At 71.1% G+C, this 14565-nt stretch carries 20 protein-coding genes; 6 read left to right on the top strand and 14 right to left on the bottom strand.

From position 1 onward, the window contains the following. Positions 1 to 7: 7 nt before the first annotated feature. Positions 8 to 673 (bottom strand): ATP-binding protein, encoded by a 666-nt coding sequence (locus tag ACFXAE_RS12095; RefSeq protein ID WP_384711979.1) that lies wholly within the window; start codon positions 671 to 673, stop codon positions 8 to 10. 211 nt (positions 674 to 884) lie between these two features. Here ACFXAE_RS12095 and ACFXAE_RS12090 point away from each other — a divergent pair, with 211 nt between their 5' ends. The 3 genes from ACFXAE_RS12090 (at position 885) to ACFXAE_RS12080 (ending at position 2426) form a co-directional block, all read left to right on the top strand. After that, complete coding sequence (locus ACFXAE_RS12090; RefSeq protein WP_384711976.1) at positions 885 to 1733, top strand: helix-turn-helix domain-containing protein; 849 nt, start codon at positions 885 to 887, stop codon at positions 1731 to 1733. Further along, on the top strand, positions 1730 to 1930 hold the full coding sequence (locus ACFXAE_RS12085) for a DUF397 domain-containing protein (RefSeq protein WP_384711973.1): 201 nt from the start codon (positions 1730 to 1732) through the stop codon (positions 1928 to 1930). The genes ACFXAE_RS12090 and ACFXAE_RS12085 overlap by 4 nt, the downstream gene beginning before the upstream one ends. A gap of 199 nt (positions 1931 to 2129) precedes the next feature. Next, positions 2130 to 2426 carry a DUF6247 family protein gene (locus ACFXAE_RS12080; protein WP_384711970.1) on the top strand — a complete coding sequence of 99 codons (297 nt, stop codon included), beginning with the start codon at positions 2130 to 2132 and terminating at the stop codon, positions 2424 to 2426. Positions 2427 to 2931: 505 nt separating this feature from the next. Here the strand turns inward: ACFXAE_RS12080 and ACFXAE_RS12075 are convergent. Further along, positions 2932 to 3840 carry an ADP-ribosylglycohydrolase family protein gene (locus ACFXAE_RS12075; protein ID WP_384711967.1) on the bottom strand — a complete coding sequence of 303 codons (909 nt, stop codon included), beginning with the start codon at positions 3838 to 3840 and terminating at the stop codon, positions 2932 to 2934. A gap of 214 nt (positions 3841 to 4054) precedes the next feature. Here ACFXAE_RS12075 and ACFXAE_RS12070 point away from each other — a divergent pair, with 214 nt between their 5' ends. Then, positions 4055 to 4291 carry a hypothetical protein gene (locus ACFXAE_RS12070; protein ID WP_384711964.1) on the top strand — a complete coding sequence of 79 codons (237 nt, stop codon included), beginning with the start codon at positions 4055 to 4057 and terminating at the stop codon, positions 4289 to 4291. 115 nt (positions 4292 to 4406) lie between these two features. Here the strand turns inward: ACFXAE_RS12070 and ACFXAE_RS12065 are convergent, their stop codons facing one another. From ACFXAE_RS12065 to ACFXAE_RS12050, 4 genes are all read right to left on the bottom strand, one after another. Beyond that, positions 4407 to 4925 (bottom strand): DinB family protein, encoded by a 519-nt coding sequence (locus ACFXAE_RS12065; protein ID WP_384712306.1) that lies wholly within the window; start codon positions 4923 to 4925, stop codon positions 4407 to 4409. 243 nt (positions 4926 to 5168) lie between these two features. Further along, on the bottom strand, positions 5169 to 5546 hold the full coding sequence (locus ACFXAE_RS12060) for a hypothetical protein (RefSeq protein WP_384711960.1): 378 nt from the start codon (positions 5544 to 5546) through the stop codon (positions 5169 to 5171). A 121-nt stretch (positions 5547 to 5667) separates the two neighbouring features. After that, positions 5668 to 6003 carry a hypothetical protein gene (locus ACFXAE_RS12055; protein WP_384711957.1) on the bottom strand — a complete coding sequence of 112 codons (336 nt, stop codon included), beginning with the start codon at positions 6001 to 6003 and terminating at the stop codon, positions 5668 to 5670. A gap of 281 nt (positions 6004 to 6284) precedes the next feature. Then, on the bottom strand, positions 6285 to 6656 hold the full coding sequence (locus tag ACFXAE_RS12050) for a winged helix-turn-helix transcriptional regulator (RefSeq protein WP_384711954.1): 372 nt from the start codon (positions 6654 to 6656) through the stop codon (positions 6285 to 6287). An 81-nt stretch (positions 6657 to 6737) separates the two neighbouring features. Here ACFXAE_RS12050 and ACFXAE_RS12045 point away from each other — a divergent pair, with 81 nt between their 5' ends. After that, positions 6738 to 7148: a RidA family protein gene (locus ACFXAE_RS12045; RefSeq protein WP_384711951.1), complete on the top strand. Its 411-nt coding sequence runs from the start codon at positions 6738 to 6740 to the stop codon at positions 7146 to 7148. Between the two features lie 347 nt (positions 7149 to 7495). On the opposite strand, the gene ACFXAE_RS12040 is transcribed toward ACFXAE_RS12045, so the two are convergent. The 4 genes from ACFXAE_RS12040 to ACFXAE_RS12025 form a co-directional block, all read right to left on the bottom strand. Continuing rightward, entirely contained in the window at positions 7496 to 8065 is a 570-nt protein-coding gene (locus ACFXAE_RS12040; RefSeq protein ID WP_384711948.1) for a L,D-transpeptidase family protein, read from the bottom strand. Between the two features lie 264 nt (positions 8066 to 8329). Next, positions 8330 to 8680 carry a hypothetical protein gene (locus tag ACFXAE_RS12035; protein ID WP_384711945.1) on the bottom strand — a complete coding sequence of 117 codons (351 nt, stop codon included), beginning with the start codon at positions 8678 to 8680 and terminating at the stop codon, positions 8330 to 8332. Positions 8681 to 9006: 326 nt separating this feature from the next. Then, positions 9007 to 10062, bottom strand: coding sequence for a peptidoglycan-binding protein (locus ACFXAE_RS12030; RefSeq protein WP_384711942.1), 1056 nt, complete (start codon positions 10060 to 10062; stop codon positions 9007 to 9009). 383 nt (positions 10063 to 10445) lie between these two features. Then, on the bottom strand, positions 10446 to 11288 hold the full coding sequence (locus ACFXAE_RS12025; protein WP_384711939.1) for an aldo/keto reductase: 843 nt from the start codon (positions 11286 to 11288) through the stop codon (positions 10446 to 10448). Positions 11289 to 11532: 244 nt separating this feature from the next. Here ACFXAE_RS12025 and ACFXAE_RS12020 point away from each other — a divergent pair, with 244 nt between their 5' ends. Then, positions 11533 to 12156, top strand: a complete 624-nt coding sequence (locus tag ACFXAE_RS12020) for a hypothetical protein (RefSeq protein ID WP_384711936.1) — start codon at positions 11533 to 11535, stop codon at positions 12154 to 12156. 120 nt (positions 12157 to 12276) lie between these two features. Here ACFXAE_RS12020 and ACFXAE_RS12015 read toward each other — a convergent pair whose 3' ends face one another. The 4 genes from ACFXAE_RS12015 to ACFXAE_RS12000 all read right to left on the bottom strand — a co-directional run bounded on the left by ACFXAE_RS12015 (position 12277) and on the right by ACFXAE_RS12000 (position 14392). Beyond that, entirely contained in the window at positions 12277 to 12735 is a 459-nt protein-coding gene (locus ACFXAE_RS12015) for a PPOX class F420-dependent oxidoreductase (RefSeq protein WP_384711933.1), read from the bottom strand. 40 nt (positions 12736 to 12775) lie between these two features. Further along, complete coding sequence (locus tag ACFXAE_RS12010) at positions 12776 to 13321, bottom strand: TetR/AcrR family transcriptional regulator (RefSeq protein ID WP_384711930.1); 546 nt, start codon at positions 13319 to 13321, stop codon at positions 12776 to 12778. 16 nt (positions 13322 to 13337) lie between these two features. Then, on the bottom strand, positions 13338 to 13922 hold the full coding sequence (locus ACFXAE_RS12005) for a sugar O-acetyltransferase (RefSeq protein WP_384711927.1): 585 nt from the start codon (positions 13920 to 13922) through the stop codon (positions 13338 to 13340). Positions 13923 to 14017: 95 nt separating this feature from the next. Further along, positions 14018 to 14392 (bottom strand): VOC family protein, encoded by a 375-nt coding sequence (locus tag ACFXAE_RS12000; RefSeq protein ID WP_384711925.1) that lies wholly within the window; start codon positions 14390 to 14392, stop codon positions 14018 to 14020. Positions 14393 to 14565 lie beyond the last annotated feature (173 nt).

Below are 14565 nucleotides of genomic sequence, written 5' to 3'. Positions count from 1 at the left end.
TCCAACCTCACGACCCGCTACTCGACAAAGCATCGTCAAACCGGCTCTGCGCACGGTCGAGCACCTCGTCCACGTCGCAGCCGTGGACCTGGAGCCAACGGAGGAAGTCCGTGATGACGTCGATCACGGACTCCTCCGCCACCGTACGGCCCACCCTGCCGAACCCGAGTTCGTAGCGGCAGGTCGGCGGCCTCAGCGTCGCGTACATGTCCAGCAGCGCCTCGGCACGCGTCACCGACGGGTCCGTCGTGATGCCGGCCGGTGGCGTGAGCCCGGTGGCCAGTTCGCACCACGTCACCTTGCGGTCCTCGTGGAGCTGGACACCCCAGCGGTCGGTGAGGGCTTCGACGAGTGCCATGCCCCGCCCGCCCTCGGCGTCGATGTCGGCGGTGACGAGGGTGGGCAGGGCCCGGGTGTCGGGGTCGTGGACCTCGATGCGCAGGTACGCGCCGTTCACGGAGACCGCGAGTGAGCCCGGCGTGCCGAGGCCGACGTGGGTGACGACGTTGGACACGAGCTCGCTGACGCACAGTTGGGCCGCGTCGACGAGCCCGTGCAGGTTCCAGGCCGTCAGACAGAGGCGTACGACGCGCCTCAGTGCGGCCACCTCCTCGGGGTGGGCGGTGAACTCCACGTTCCACGGCTTTCGTGTCGGGCACGCTTCCTGGATCAAGAGGGCTCTCCCATCGGTGTTCACACCCGTCGTTCACCAGCGGAGCGTCACGAGTCATCACTCTGCGTCTTCCGCCGGTGTTCAGCATGGAGCCGGCACATCCCGCCATGCAATGTGCACGGCGGGATTCCCACTTCCGTGTGATTGGCAAGTCACCCTCTTGGCACGAGACTGAACACTCGTTACAGGCCCGGGGTTTGAGAGGATCGAAATGGCCGGTTCACCGACGGCACGCCGACGGCGTCTGTCGATCGAGCTGAAGAAGCTCCGGGAGAAGAGCGCACTGACCTGCGTCCAGGTCGGCGAGGCACTGGACTGGAGCGGCTCCAAGGTCAACCGCATGGAGACGGGCAGCGGCAGGGTCCAGCCGTCCGACATCGACGCACTGTGCCGGTTCTACGACACGAGCGACGAGCTGCGCGAGTTCCTCAAGTCACTGGCGCGGGAGGCAAAGACGCGCGGGTGGTGGCAGGTCCATGGTGCGGGCGTGCCCGAGTGGTTCAACATCTACATCGGCCTGGAACAGGACGCCTCCACGCTCCGTCAATACCAGTGCGAGGTGCTGCCGGGCCTCATGCAGACCACGTCGTATGCCCGCGAGTTGCACACGACGGGCGCCTACCTGTCGGCCGAGGACATCGACCGGGCCGTACGTGTGCGGCTGGAGCGTCAGGAGATGCTGACACGACCGGACGCTCCCGAAGCCTGGTTCATCGTGAACGAGGGGGCCGTCCGCAACGTCATCGGCGATCGGGAGCTGATGCGGGAGCAACTCGAGCGGGTCCTCGACTCAGCCGCGTTGTCCAACGTGACCCTGCAGGTACTGCCCTTCGACTCGGGCACCTATCCGATCACTGGCTCCTTCACCATGCTCGGTTTCCCGGCACCGGAAGACCCGGACCTGGTGTACCGGGACGGCATCACGGATGCCGTCTACCTGGAGGGCGAGCACCATGTCCGGGAGTACACGAGGGCGTTCGACGGCCTACGCGCCGCGGCGCTCAGTCCACAGCGCTCCGCCCAGCTCATCAAGTCTGTCGTGAAGGAGTACTCGAAGTGAGCACCACAGCCCCGGCAGGGCACTCTCTGGTTTGGGTCAGGTCGTCGTACAGCAACGGCGCCGGAGGTGAGTGCGTGGAATGCGCGATCCGCGACGACAGGATGCACATCCGCGACTCCAAGAACGAGGAGGGCCCCGTGATCACAGTGGGCCACGCCACCTGGGCGTCCTTCGTACGGACGATCCGGCGGAAGTAGCCGGCACGCTTCCCTGCCCGCTCTCCGGCAATGCCATGTGCCGAGGTCAGAGGACGATGCCCGACCCTCGCGCACCTGCGGAAACCTGAAAGCCGTCCCTTGCCGAGGCCCCCTCCTTCGACCTTGAACGATCACTGCACAGGATGCGGACATGTAGGACACTCTTCGTAAGACGCGGGAGATCAAGGAGTGAAAGATCGTGAGCGCGGAGCACGTAGAAACACCCATCCCTGCGCCATTGCCGTTGAGGACCATCGGCGACATCCGGGCCGCTCTGCGGTCCGGGCATGGCTTCCCTGGCGATCAGGAAACCTTCGAAGCGGATCTCCAGCGTGCGTTGGAGGCCTCGTCGGAGACGGACCTCAATGCGGTCGCTGCAGTGATCGTCGACTACCGGGGACGGATTCGCCTCTACCAGGACCCTGACTTCGACATCGCCATACAGGAGGGCCTCGACTTGGCGGCACAGCTGAAGCAGGAGGATCCACGCACGTGAGTGGTGTGATTGCGGCCGTCACCGTACGGGCTGCCCAGCGAGCGAAGGATTTAGGAGCCGAGCAGGACCTGGAAGCGCTACGGCAGGAGCTTGAACAGGCTCCGCGTCTCGGCGTGCGGCTCGGGCCTCCCCGTCACGACGGTACAGAGGTACGCAAGACGAGAATCGAGCCCCGAGACGGCGTGCCGGGGTTGGCCGTGGCGTACGTGTACACGCCGTCTCCGCCGCCCCCGACCGTGGCGATCGTCGCTGTGACACCGGATGACGGAGGCCGCGAAGAGTAGAAGAGCACATGCGATCGCGTCATACCGCCGCGGCACCGAACACGGCTCCGGCCCGGACACCCGACACTCGGCCGTGGAGCGCGCATTCGCCCACCTGCACTGGTTCCACCGCCTGCGGAGCCATCGGGAGAACCACGACAGCACCCACGAAGTCTTCCTCGCTTCCCGGATACGCACTCATCTGCCGGCGGCAGCTGAACTCATCCCGGTGGGAATCCTTGCTACGCCACGACCGGGGGCAGCGGTTCACGGGCCGCGTGCCATGCGGGAGGAAGGGCGGAAACGCCGGTGCGGGCGGCGATGACCCCGCCCGCGATGGCGCAGGTGGTGTCGATGTCGCCGCGCCCGGCGACCGTGACCCACAGGCCCTCGTGCAGGTCGTCGAGGTGCCCCGCCGCACACCACAGGGCGTACGGGACGGTGTCGGGCCCCGACATCCGGTAGCCGGAGCCCAGGACCTCCGCGGCGTGCCGGACCGAGGTGTGCTCCGGCATCCGGGACGCGATCCGCACTCCCGACCGGACGTCGCTGTCGGGGAGTCGTTCGGCGACTGCCCGGAGGAAGTCCGATCTGGCCGGGGTGGGACCGCCCCGGCTGCGAGTCGCCAGCGCCGCGGCCAGGGCGACCGCCACCGCTCCGGTGACCGCCTCGGGGTGGTGGTGCGAGACCGCGCCCTGGCGGGCGGCCTGTTCGGCGACCGCGTCGAGGTCGGCGCCGTGCCAGGCACCGAGCGGGGCGGCGCGCATGGCCGCGCCGTTGCCCCAGGAGCCCTGGCCGCCGAACTGTCCGGCGACCACCTCCTGCCAGGGCTCGCCCGCATCGATCCGGCGCAGCACGTCGTGCATCGAGGCTCCGTAGCCGCGGTGCGTGTCCTCGGCGTAGGCCGCCGCGAGGCGCAGGGCCAGGCGGTCCTGGTCGACGATGCCCCCGCCCTCGACGAGCTCCCGGACGAGAACCAGCGCCTGAGCGGTGTCGTCGCTCCACCGCCACAGCGGTTCCGGGGGCGGCGTCCGCGCCTCCAGGGCTGCCGGACCGTTCCTGCGCAGGATGCCGAACCAGCGGTCGCCGAACGCGTCGCCGAACGCGAGTCCGTACAACGAATCCAGCACAGCAGCAGGCACGTCGATCATCGGCGCAGTCTCGCAGCACGACGGCTCTCCCGCACTCCCTTTCGGAGCCGCCGGGCTTCTGATCCGGGCGATGCCCGCACAGGGTGCAGACGTGCGGAACGCTCTCCGTGGAACGGGGAGATCGAGGATCCACGCGCGTGAGCGGTGTGACGGCGGACGCCTGGTGGATCTCCCGCACAATTGGCTAGGTTGCCCTCTCCTCGTCCGGCGGGCCATGCGGACGCAGGAGCGGCTGCGCGCCGTTCGCGCCGCGGGTGCGGACGTGGCGGCGATGCTGAAGCCGCCGCTGTACCGATCCGCCGACGAGCAGGGGCCGGGGACGCTCTACACAGCCCGCTACCGGCCCGTCGAGGGCCGTGTGACGTACTACTGGCCCGGTGAGTCCTGGCACCAGTCCTTCGGCGACTTCGCACCCGGCTCCCGCACCGTGGCCTTGGGCCGGGCCGGCTGAAAGGTTTTCCGGACTCCTGCTCACCCCTGCACGGTGATCACGTTCCGAGGCGGCCGTGCCGGCCGCGGTCCTCGACGCATGGTGGTGAGCGGGGCCTTGCCGCAGGGACCGGCCGTCAGTTCGTGGCGGCCGGCGGGTGGTCGGCCGCTCGCTGGAGGCGGAGTTGGCCGATCTCCGCGACGTTCTTCATCAGCTCGGCGTTCACCCAGGCGACCATGTCCGCGACGGTGTGCCGGGGGTCGTCCTGCCACGGGAACGGGGCGGTCGAGTCCAGGTCGGCGGTGGTGAGCCGGTCCAGGGCCTCCAGCCAGTCGGTGCGCAGAGCGCGCAGCCACTCGACGGTCGGCTCGCCCGCGCCCGGCCAGGTGATGTCGCCCCGCTCCCGGGGCGTCCTGTTCCGGGCGTGGTCGATGGCCACGCTCCACCACCAGCCGATGTGCCAGCTCAGCCAGCCGACAGTCGGCAGGGGGACGGGGTCGGGCTCGCTCTCCGCCCAGTCCGGCGCCCACGTCCCGTCGTCGGCCCGACGCACCGTCCAGCAGTTGCCGACGGGCTCCCACAGGAAGTCGTCGGGTTCGAGCCTCTCCAGGTGGTATTCGAACAGCGACCACGTCAGGTCGAACTGCCGGCGCATCAGGTCGAGGGCGTACCGCGAGGCGGATTCGTTTCGGGAGACGGACACCGGCCGAGCCTCGCACACCGTCGGTGCCGCTGGGAATCGGGTGAACGGCCCTCCCGGACGGCGGAGCCCGCGAGACGGCCGTACCGGTGTCTCCTGACCGTCAGCGGTGGAGGCTCTCCCCCGGAGAGGTCTCCACCCGTGGGTCGAGGACACTCGGCGTGCTCCGGCGCTGCTGGAGACGGCGGCTCGGGGCGGTCACCAGCAGGGGCTGCCGTCGTCCTCGCGCCAGGCGATGTCCGTGACGTGCATGGGCATCGTGAAGTAGCTGCCGTGATTGCTGGAGACGCATGCCGTCTCAGGCCCCTGCTCCTCGTGTCCGACGACGACGTACGTCATCGTGACGTCCTGGGACGTCCTGTTGTAGAAGATGTGGCCGAGAGCGCTGCCCGACCATTCACCGTCGGTCACCAGCGACGGCGGCATGTCCGTGTCGCCGTACCAGTACTCGGGCCAGACGCAGAACGTACCCGTCTGGCAGTTCCCGGGAGACCACGCCGACGCGCTGGGCGCGGATGCCATGACACCGAGGAAGGCCGCGGGTATCGCCGCGAGGGCGAGAGACTTCAGACGCATGAAGGACTCCGATCTCAGGACGTCATGCGCATGCTCACAACAAGTATGTTGAACCGTCAAGCACCACTTTTCGGCCTTCCCTCGGCGCTGCCTACGCATCAGGGCCTGAGCAGACCGTTCTTCACAGGGCGTCCGCGCGTCTCGTCAGGTCCGCCGCGATGTGGTCCCAGTCCGGGCCGTGGAGCCGCAGGCTGTCGGCGGCCTCGCGCATCAGGGGCGCGTCGTCGGGGCGTTGCAGCAGCGCCAGCCGGTAGGCGAGGTTGCGGATCCGGACGGGCAGATGGCCGTCGACGAGGTGGGGGCAGAGCTCGCGCAGCATGGTGAGGATCGCGTCCGCGTCGGCGAAGGTCAGCTCCTCGAGGAAGTGGCTCTCGTCGTGGTCGAGGCCGCACTCCGGTGCGGGGCGGTACTCGTCGCCGTACAGGCACCGGGCGTGCTCCGTCAGGGTGCTGTGCATGGCCGGGAGCCTACGGCGTACGGCCCCGTGACCCGCCGGGCGGGCCTGGCCCGGTCTTTGGCCGGTGCGGCGGGGCGTGGGTTCGCCGGCTTCTTCGTTCGCTGTTTCCCGGCGCCCGGTTCGCGGACCGTGTGCACGTCGTGGCGCGGGGCGGGCCGGTTCCGGGGAACCGGTGACAGGCCCGGCAGGTTCGTCCGGAGGGAGGGGCGGAGCGGCATGTCGCCTTGTCGGTGACGACCGAGGCGTGGGGTGGAGCGCGGGCGGGTTTCCCGTTCCGCTTCTCACTCGGCGTCGAAGGCCTCTCGTGCCTTCTCGATCTGGGGCATGTACGTCCGCGCCCAGTCCAGGAGGACGTCGACGGGAGGGCGCATGGTCTTCCCCAGGGGAGTGATCCGGTACTCCACCGCGACGGGCCTGGAGCTCACGACCTCGCGCTCGACGATGCCGTTGCGCTCCAGCCTGCGCAGGGTGGCGGTCAGTGACTTCTGTGTGACCGAGGGGATCGCGCGACGCAGCTCGTTGAACCGGCACGGTCCCTCGCACAGCTCGCTGAGCACGCTCAACGACCACTTGTCCAGCACTTGGTCGAGCAGTTCACGGTGCGGCGCCGGGATGCTCAGCTCATCGTCACGGGAAGCGGCGGTATCGGTCATGAAACCTGGTCTCGTTGAAGTGTCCTTCGTCTCCTAGATATCAAAGCTATACCAGGTCCGTCATCCGAAGGAGAGACCATCATGTCCGTTCGCCGTTTCACCCCTGAGGGCTTGCTGCAGCCCACGCCTTACCATCACGTCGCCGTCGGCACCGGAAGCAAGCATGTCCACGTCAGTGGGCAGATTTCCAGCCTCGCGGACGGGACAGCCGTCGCGCCAGGAGACCTCTCCGGACAGGTCGCGCAGGCGCTGCGGAACACCGCACGCGGTCTCGCCGGGGCCGGCGCGACGTTCGACGACGTGGTGCGGCTGACGTTCTACGTCACCCAGTGGGAGCCGGAGAAGATGGGCGCCTTCATGGCGGGCGTCGAGAGCGTCGCGGACGAGATAGGGCTGCCGCAGCCCTTTCCCCCGTCGTCGCTCATCGGCGTCGACTGCCTCTTCGAGCCGGGCGTCCTCGTCGAAATCGAGGCCACCGCCCTCGTCGACTGACCGGCCGCTCGCACGGGCCCGTCCGCCTGGGCGGGTGAAGGGATCGCGCTCCTCGGCGGCGCGTGTTCGTGGGCTGCGCGTGCCCCGGCCGGGCGAGGACGTCCGGTCCCGTTCTCCCGGTTCGTCACCCGGGGACCTGCCCGACCGGTGACGTGCCCCCGCGGCGCCGGAGCAGCCGTTGCCGAAGCCCTCCGGCGGCCGGGGGTCCGCCCGGTGTGCCGGGTGGCTCCGCCCGGTGTGCCGGGTGGCTCCGCCCGGTGTGCCGGGTGGCTCCGCCCGGTGTGCCGGGCCGCTCCGCCCGGTGTGCCGGGCCGCTCCGCCCGACATGCCGGGCCGCTCCGCCCGGGTCAGGGCACCACGCGCAGGTGGGTCGGCCAGCCGATGCGGTCGAGGAGGCGGAACATCGCCCTGATGTCCGTCGGGTGCAGTTTCACGCAGCCGTTGGACCTGTAGTCGCCGGGGCCGTCCCAACGCCGGGCTTCGGACGTGCCCGCGCTGCCGTCGCGGTTCGTCTCGGAGTGGATGAACATCTCCGTGCGCGTCACCGTGCCCCGGGAGCACGTCATGTCCTGGAGGTGGACGGCGTACCCCTTGACGAGGTTGCCGTCGTAGGTGCGCGTCCTGGACCGGATCCGCCAGTTCCCGACCGGCATCCAGCCCTTGGCGCGGGCGCAGTCGTCCTGGACGCCGAGACCCGATCCGGCCCGGTAGGTGGCCCACGGTTTCCCGCCCCGGTGGACCGAGAGCGTCGAATCGGTGGGATCGTCGGGGTTCTTGTCGAAGACCAGGGTGGTCGCCGGCGCCTCGGCCTCGGCTCCGGCAGGGGCGCCTGTGAAGACGGCCGGGGTGAGGGCCAGGGCAGTCATCACCGCCCACGCCGTCATGAGGTCGCGCAGGGAACCCTTGTCCGCGTTCACGTGCCTGCCTCGTTCCTCGTTCTTTCCTCGCGGCCGGCTCCGTACGGCCACGCATCCGTGGACGGACCCGGAAGGACGGCTGTCCTGGATGCCGCGGTCCGCCATGGCCGGCGGAGGCCGGTTCTCCGCCGGACCGGCGGCGCGCACCGGCCTCCGCCGCCGGTCGTGCCGGCAGGGGGTGCGCACCCGCCCGGGCTCCCCGTCGGGCGGGTGCGCACCTCGGACGTTCCGGGGCGGGCGTCGCGGCCCGCTCCGGAACGGGGTTCAGGCGATGGCCAGGCGCACCTGGGCCTCGCTCGTCCCGGCGAAGGCGAAGTCGAACTGCTCGCGGACCCCGGAGCCGCAGGCCTGCTTCGTGCGGTACTCGCCGTTGCCGCCGACGATGCGGACCAGGGCGCACTTGCCGTCCATGCGGGTGTCCTCGAGCCAGCCGGACACCCGCACGGAGCCGCCCGAGCAGCTCAGGGACCAGCCGGCGATCGCGCCGTCGATCTTCGGGGAGGCCGTGGACGGGCAGGCGGCGGCGCTCGCCGTGCCGGTGGCGCCGACGGCCAGCCCACCGGCGAGGACGATCGTCGACAGCGCGGACAGGACGGTCTTGCGGACAGCGGACATGGAGGTACCCCTTCGGGTGGAGAGTGGTCGGGAAGCGCACCGGCGTGGCGCCCCGGGCACGTCGTCCGCCGACGAGGGCGGGTTGTCCGGGGAGCGCCGGGCACAGCACCCAGACTGACCGCGGGAGCGGGGTGCGGGAAGACATTCCCGGGGGTCTGCACAGGCGCATCCATGCAGCCCTCGTGCAATCCACAGGAAGGAGCTTTGACCTGCTGTTATGCCCGACGGGAGAGGACGTCGCGCATCATGCGGCACGGGGCGGGCGGCGTGCATACGGGCCGCCCGCCCCGTGCGGGTGTCTCACGTGGACGGCCGGGACGGCCCGCTCACGCCGGTGTGGAGGGCAGCGGGCTCGTGGACCCCTGGTACGCGGGGGCGCCGGCCGGCGGACGCTGGAACACCAGCAGGGCCAGCCAGGTGTCGACGTCCGCGTGGCCGTTCGGCCGCAGGCCGTGGCTGTTCTGGAAGAACCTCAGGTCCTCGGCGGTCGCCGCGGTGAACTTCCCCGAGACCTCCGTGCCGCCCTGGCCCGCGTTGTGCAGAAGCTCCTGGAGGGCCAGGACCGCGTGCCCGTCGGCTCCCCGTCCGAAGGGCTTCACCAGTTCGGGCCACGTGTCCTTGCCCACCTTGCCGTCGGACGGCAGGTTGTTCCCGCGCTGGAAGTCCATGACGGCGTCCCGGGTCTCGTCCCCGAAGAACCCGTCCGCCTTCACCTCGTAGCCGTGCGCCCTCAGCAGGTGCTGCAGGGCGCGGCCACGGGTGAACTGGTCCTCCTTCCGCTTCTTCAGCAGCGGCCACTCCAGCGGCGCGCCGCTCGCCGGAACGGCGCCGGCCGCCACGCCGTCGGCCGCGGTCCGGGGGTGGGGGGTGTACTGGTCACGTACGACCGCTCCGGCGACGAAGGCCAGTACCACCGCCGCGGCCACCAGCGTCGGCCGCACCCACCGGGACCGCCCCGGCCGATCCGAGGTGTCGCGCCCGCCCGTGCCGCCCGCGGCGTCGGCCGCGTCGGTGGGCTCCGGGCCGGTGACGGCGGCCGCTTGGCCGCTGTTCTCCTCCAGCACCGCCCGGCACAGCTCACGTGCCCGTTCCAGCTCCGCCGCCGGGGCACGCAGGTGGGCGTGCAGCGCCTCCACCACCCTCGGCGGAGCGGTCGACGCGTGCTTCGGGTTGAGGTAGCGCGAGAGCGTCGTCTGGTCGATGCCCAGTCGCGAGGCCAGTGCCTGCTGTGTGGGGCGTGTGCCGCCGGACACGCTCCCGGCCTCCTCCCACCAGCGTCGCAGCAGCCGCGCCAGCCGTTCCCCCGGCCGTTCCCCCGGCCGTTCCCCCGGCTGTTGCCCAGGCCGTTGTCCCCGGTCCTGCACCTCCGGCTCGTGCGCCATGTGTCCCTCCCCGTCGTCTCGCGGAACGGCCGGGCGTCCACGCCGCCTGCATCGCCGCATAGCAGCAGGTCGATCGCGTGCATGGCGGTAGGTGCGGATGCATCGGCCCACAGCAGCGCAGATCGTAGTGATGCCGGGCGAAGGGTCCGGCACGTCCGTTCCGGACCCTTCGCAGCCCCGCGTGGCCGTCAGACGTTCCGCGGCCCCGCGACCGGGCTGCCCACGGCCCCTTCGGGGAGTCGCGCCGAGAACCGGTGCAAAGAGCACGCGTTCACCCGGACGAGTGCCGGGGCGATGCGCTCCCGGCACACGTCACTCACCCACAGGAAGGACAGCCGGCCCGCGTCGGCGTCCAGCGGGCCCCCATCGGTCCTCACGGAGCCCTACGCCACCGCCCCGGACAGACGGTCGAGGCGCTCGCGGTGTTCCGGGGGCAGGTCGAGGCGGTCCGCGGCGAGGTTCTCCTGCAGGTGGTCGATCCGAGTGGTGCCGGGGATCGGGAGGATCACCGGTGAGCGGGCGAGGAGCCAGGCGAGGGCGACCTGGGTGGGGGTCGCGTCGAGCTCGGCCGCGACGGCGGTGACCTCCTCCCTCGCCCCCGACTCGCCCCAGGCGGCGGGGCGCCAGGGCAGGAACGCGATGCCCGCCGCCTCGCAGGCGGCGAGAACGGGCTCGTGCTCGCGGTCGAGCAGGTTGTACCGGTTCTGGACGCTCGCGATGTCGGTGATCCGGCGTGCCTCGTCGAGTTGGCCGACGGTGACCTCGGACAGGCCGATCCTGCCGATCCTGCCCTCGGTCCGCAGGTCCCGCAGCGTGCCCACCTGGTCGGCGAGCGGTGTCTCGGGGTCGACGCGGTGCAGTTGGAGCAGCTCGATCCGTTCGACGCGCAGGCGGCGCAGGGCCTGCTCGACCTGGTCGCGCAGGACGGCCGGCCGGCCGTCGAGCTTCCACTCGCCGCCGTGGCCCGTCCGGGCGACGCCGACCTTGGTGGTGACCAACAGGCCCTCGGGGTAGGGGTGCAGGGCCTCGGCCAGGAGTTCCTCGTTGGCTCCCCCGCCGTACAGGTACGCGGTGTCGATCAGTGTGACGCCCAGTTCGACGGCCCGCCGGACGACCGCGAGGGAGGTCCCGCGGGCCGGGCCCGGTTCCGTGGGCAGGTGCATCGCCCCGAACCCCAGCCGCCTTACGGGGAGGTCCCCGCCGATGGGAAACGCCGTCGGTGTCATCTCGTGTCCTCTCCCCCTCGCCCGAGGAGGAACGCTAACAGCGCACCACGGCCGGCCGTCCGGCCCGTCAGGTCACGCGGAGACGGGTCAAGGCCGCCGGCGCGCCACCGTGCGGGAACGGCACGGGCGGTCAGGACGCGGAGCGCGTGTTCCGGTCCGGCACGAACCCGTCTGGCAGGTGCGCCGACGGCTGCCCTAGCATGCGGACGACACGTCCGGCACAGCCGACGCATCGGGGGAACGGATGCTTGCCGAGGAGTACGGGTACCAGGTGTCACCGCATCCCGCGGTGGGCACGCCCGGGGTGCGGGCGCAGGTGGAGCAGATCAGGAGAGGCGCGAACCGCGGCTGCCTCTGGCTGATCCTGTTCATGCTGGTCGTCATGGCCGTCCTCAGCGCGGTGCTGGGGACGTACATACCCTTCCTCGTGCTCGTTCCCGTCCTCATCGGCGGCGCGGTGGCCTGGATATCGATGTCGGTGGTGGCTCCGAAGCGGTTGCTGCGGGTCCTGGAGAACAACCGTTGGCAGGTGTGGCCGTGCCGGCTGGAGGAGACCCCGGAGAAGTCTGCCGAGCGCCGCGTACTGCTGCTGGCACCGGACAAGAGCGTCGCGGCGTCGTTCCGGGGGAACGTCCCCGCCGACGTCTGGCTCGGGATGGCCGACGGCCGGGGGGTGCTGTGGATCGCCGGTGATCTGCGTTTCCCGGGCGTCGCCGCCCTCCCCGGCGGTGGTTCGTTGTGGGCCATCAAGCCGGAGGGGCCGCAGCAGCGGGCACCGGAGCCCCGACGCGGCGGCGACGGCGGCTCGGCCCTCGACGATCTGGTCTCCGAGGCCCGTTCGGCGGTCATCTGGAACATGCTGAACTGAACCGAACCGAACCGGCCCGCGCCCGGGGGCACTCGGGTGCGGGTACCGGCATCGGAGCGGTGCGGGCGGCCGATGCGTCATCACCGCCCGCACCGGCCCTCGCACCCTCACCCCGTCCGCCTACCCCTCGATGTCGAGGGCCGTTCCGTACAGCCTGTTCACCTTCAGCCGGATGACCACCCGGCGTTCGGCCACCAGCTGCTTCAGGAACGCGTCCTCGTCCTCGGGTCCCGCGGTCTCCGGGACCAGACCGAGCAGTTCACGGCCGACCTCGTCGCCGGGGACCGTCGTGGGGCCGGAGACCTCGGCCTCGCCCTCGGCCACGGCGAAGGACCACGGGTCGCCGTCCTGTACGTGGAGGGCCGCGCGCGGGTCGTGTCGCAGGTGCTTGAGCTTGACCCGGTCGGCCGTGGTCGAGAAGCGGGCGGTGCGGGCCCCGGGGTCCCAGCTGTACAGCATGGTGGTCAGGTGGGGGTGGCCGCTGCGCTTGACGGTGGCGAGGGTGCCGAACCGCTGTCGGCCGAGCAGGGCGGAGAGGGCTTCGTCGGACAGGGCGCGGGGGGCCGGTTGTCGGGTCATGCAGTCGTCAACAACCTTTTCTCCCGCGGCATTTCAAGGTTCAGGGTGTGAAAGTGATGCGGGCGACCGCCTCGCGGGTGAGTGCGCGGTCGGACGGGGTGTCGTCCAGGGCGCGGTGGAGGGCGAGGCCCTCGATGAGGGCGTCCAGTCGGCGGGCCGTGGACGGGGGGAAGTGGTGCTCCAGGAGGGTGCGGCTGCGGCGCATCCAGCGTGCGCACAGGTCGCGGTACGGCTCGTGGCGGGCGGCCAGGGTGTAGAGCTCCTGGGTGAGGATCAGGTCGCGGCGGGGGCCCTCGGAGAGGGTGTGGATGAGGTCGGTGACCGCTTCGCGGGCCTCGTCGGCGGTGGTGGCGCCGGCGAGGTGGTCCTCGAAGAGGGTCACCACGTGGTCGGCGTAGCCGGTGAAGGCCTGGAGCAGCAGGTCGTCGATGCCGGTGAAGTGGTACGTCATCGAGCCCAGGGGGACCCGGGCGCGGGCGGCGATCTTGCGGTGGGAGACGCCGGCGACGCCCTCCTCGGCGATCAGGTCGAGCGCCGCCGCGAGGATGCGCTCGCGGCGGCGGGGGTCGGTGTGTCCGGTGGCCATGGTCCGCGGCCGGGGCTCAGAGGGTGCGGACCGGGCGGGCCGGGTTGCCCACGGCCACCACGTTCGCGGGGATGTCCTTGGTGACCACCGCGCCGGCGCCGATGACGGAGTTGTCACCGATGGTCACGCCGGGGCAGACGATCGCGCCGCCGCCGAGCCAGACGTTGTCGCCGATGGTGATGGGGAGCGCGGCCTCGAGCTTGTCGCGGCGGGGCTCCGGCTCCACGGGGTGGGTGGGCGTGAGGAGTTGGACGTTCGGGCCGATCTGGCAGTCCTCGCCGATGGTGATCCGGGCGACGTCCAGGGCGGTCAGGTGGTAGTTGACGAAGGTGCGGGCGCCGATGCTGATGTTGCTGCCGTAGTCGACGTACAGCGGCGGGCGTACGTCGACGTCCTCGCCCACCGAGGCGAGGAGCTCGGTCAGGATCGGCCTCGCCTCGGCGGGGTTCTCGGGGTAGGCGGCCTGGTAGCGGGCCGCGAGCCGCATCGCACGCTGCTGACGGCGGGCGATCTCCGGGTCGTCGGCGATGTAGAGGTCGCCCGCGAGCATACGCTCGAGATTCGTGCGCGGATCGTTCGCGAAGTGGTCGTCCGTCGACATGCGTACGATCGTACACTCTCGGACGCAGGGACGCAGGGACGCAGGGACGCAGGGACGCACGCGCGTCCGTGCGCTTCGGTCACCGCGTGTTCGTTTCAGTCCAGGTCGCCGCGCTCTATGCAGAACTCGTTTCCCTCGGGGTCGGCCAGGGTGACCCAGCCTCCGCCGTCGGGGCGGGTGTGGTCGGCCAGTTGGCGGGCGCCGAGCCCGATGGCGCGGGCGACCTCCTGTGCGCGGGTGCGGCCGGTCGGCCGGAGGTCGAAGTGGAGGCGGTTCTTGGCGGTCTTGCCCTCCGCCACGCGCACGAAGAGCAGGCCGGGTCCGCCGGCGGGGTCCGCGATCAGGGCCTCCGGGTCGCCGGGCTTGTCGTCGTCGGCGAGCGGGTTGCCCAGCATCGCGCTCCAGAACGTGGCGAGGTCGTAGGGGTCACCGGTGCAGTCGAAGGTGATGTGGCGGATGGCGGGGTTCAACGGTCCTCCGGGGGCGGGCGGTCGGTGTGGCTTCCGGCTCGCAGGATGGCGCGCGGGGAGGGGTGCCGTCGAACCATTTGAGGGGTGTCGTCGAACCACTCGGGGGTGGTGACGGGAACCCGGACGTGGGGGGGCGCGGGGGCCCGGCCCGGGGGCGCGGCCGCCCGCCGCGG

Source organism: Streptomyces sp. NPDC059454 (assembly GCF_042749965.1).
Taxonomy (GTDB): domain Bacteria; phylum Actinomycetota; class Actinomycetes; order Streptomycetales; family Streptomycetaceae; genus Streptomyces.
This window is presented reverse-complemented; position numbering and strand designations above follow the sequence as displayed.

What these genes read in the sequence shown, in the direction of transcription:
- ACFXAE_RS12010 (WP_384711930.1), bottom strand. Translation starts at nt 13,321, where the DNA reads ATGGCCACCGGACACACCGACCCCCGCCGCCGCGAGCGCATCCTCGCG.
- ACFXAE_RS12060 (WP_384711960.1), bottom strand. Translation starts at nt 5,546, where the DNA reads ATGCGTCTGAAGTCTCTCGCCCTCGCGGCGATACCCGCGGCCTTCCTC.
- ACFXAE_RS12020 (WP_384711936.1), top strand. Translation starts at nt 11,533, where the DNA reads ATGCTTGCCGAGGAGTACGGGTACCAGGTGTCACCGCATCCCGCGGTG.
- ACFXAE_RS12005 (WP_384711927.1), bottom strand. Translation starts at nt 13,922, where the DNA reads ATGTCGACGGACGACCACTTCGCGAACGATCCGCGCACGAATCTCGAG.
- ACFXAE_RS12030 (WP_384711942.1), bottom strand. Translation starts at nt 10,062, where the DNA reads ATGGCGCACGAGCCGGAGGTGCAGGACCGGGGACAACGGCCTGGGCAA.
- ACFXAE_RS12075 (WP_384711967.1), bottom strand. Translation starts at nt 3,840, where the DNA reads ATGATCGACGTGCCTGCTGCTGTGCTGGATTCGTTGTACGGACTCGCG.
- ACFXAE_RS12025 (WP_384711939.1), bottom strand. Translation starts at nt 11,288, where the DNA reads ATGACACCGACGGCGTTTCCCATCGGCGGGGACCTCCCCGTAAGGCGG.
- ACFXAE_RS12035 (WP_384711945.1), bottom strand. Translation starts at nt 8,680, where the DNA reads ATGTCCGCTGTCCGCAAGACCGTCCTGTCCGCGCTGTCGACGATCGTC.
- ACFXAE_RS12090 (WP_384711976.1), top strand. Translation starts at nt 885, where the DNA reads ATGGCCGGTTCACCGACGGCACGCCGACGGCGTCTGTCGATCGAGCTG.
- ACFXAE_RS12045 (WP_384711951.1), top strand. Translation starts at nt 6,738, where the DNA reads ATGTCCGTTCGCCGTTTCACCCCTGAGGGCTTGCTGCAGCCCACGCCT.
- ACFXAE_RS12065 (WP_384712306.1), bottom strand. Translation starts at nt 4,925, where the DNA reads ATGCGCCGGCAGTTCGACCTGACGTGGTCGCTGTTCGAATACCACCTG.
- ACFXAE_RS12050 (WP_384711954.1), bottom strand. Translation starts at nt 6,656, where the DNA reads ATGACCGATACCGCCGCTTCCCGTGACGATGAGCTGAGCATCCCGGCG.
- ACFXAE_RS12055 (WP_384711957.1), bottom strand. Translation starts at nt 6,003, where the DNA reads ATGCACAGCACCCTGACGGAGCACGCCCGGTGCCTGTACGGCGACGAG.
- ACFXAE_RS12015 (WP_384711933.1), bottom strand. Translation starts at nt 12,735, where the DNA reads ATGACCCGACAACCGGCCCCCCGCGCCCTGTCCGACGAAGCCCTCTCC.
- ACFXAE_RS12070 (WP_384711964.1), top strand. Translation starts at nt 4,055, where the DNA reads ATGCGGACGCAGGAGCGGCTGCGCGCCGTTCGCGCCGCGGGTGCGGAC.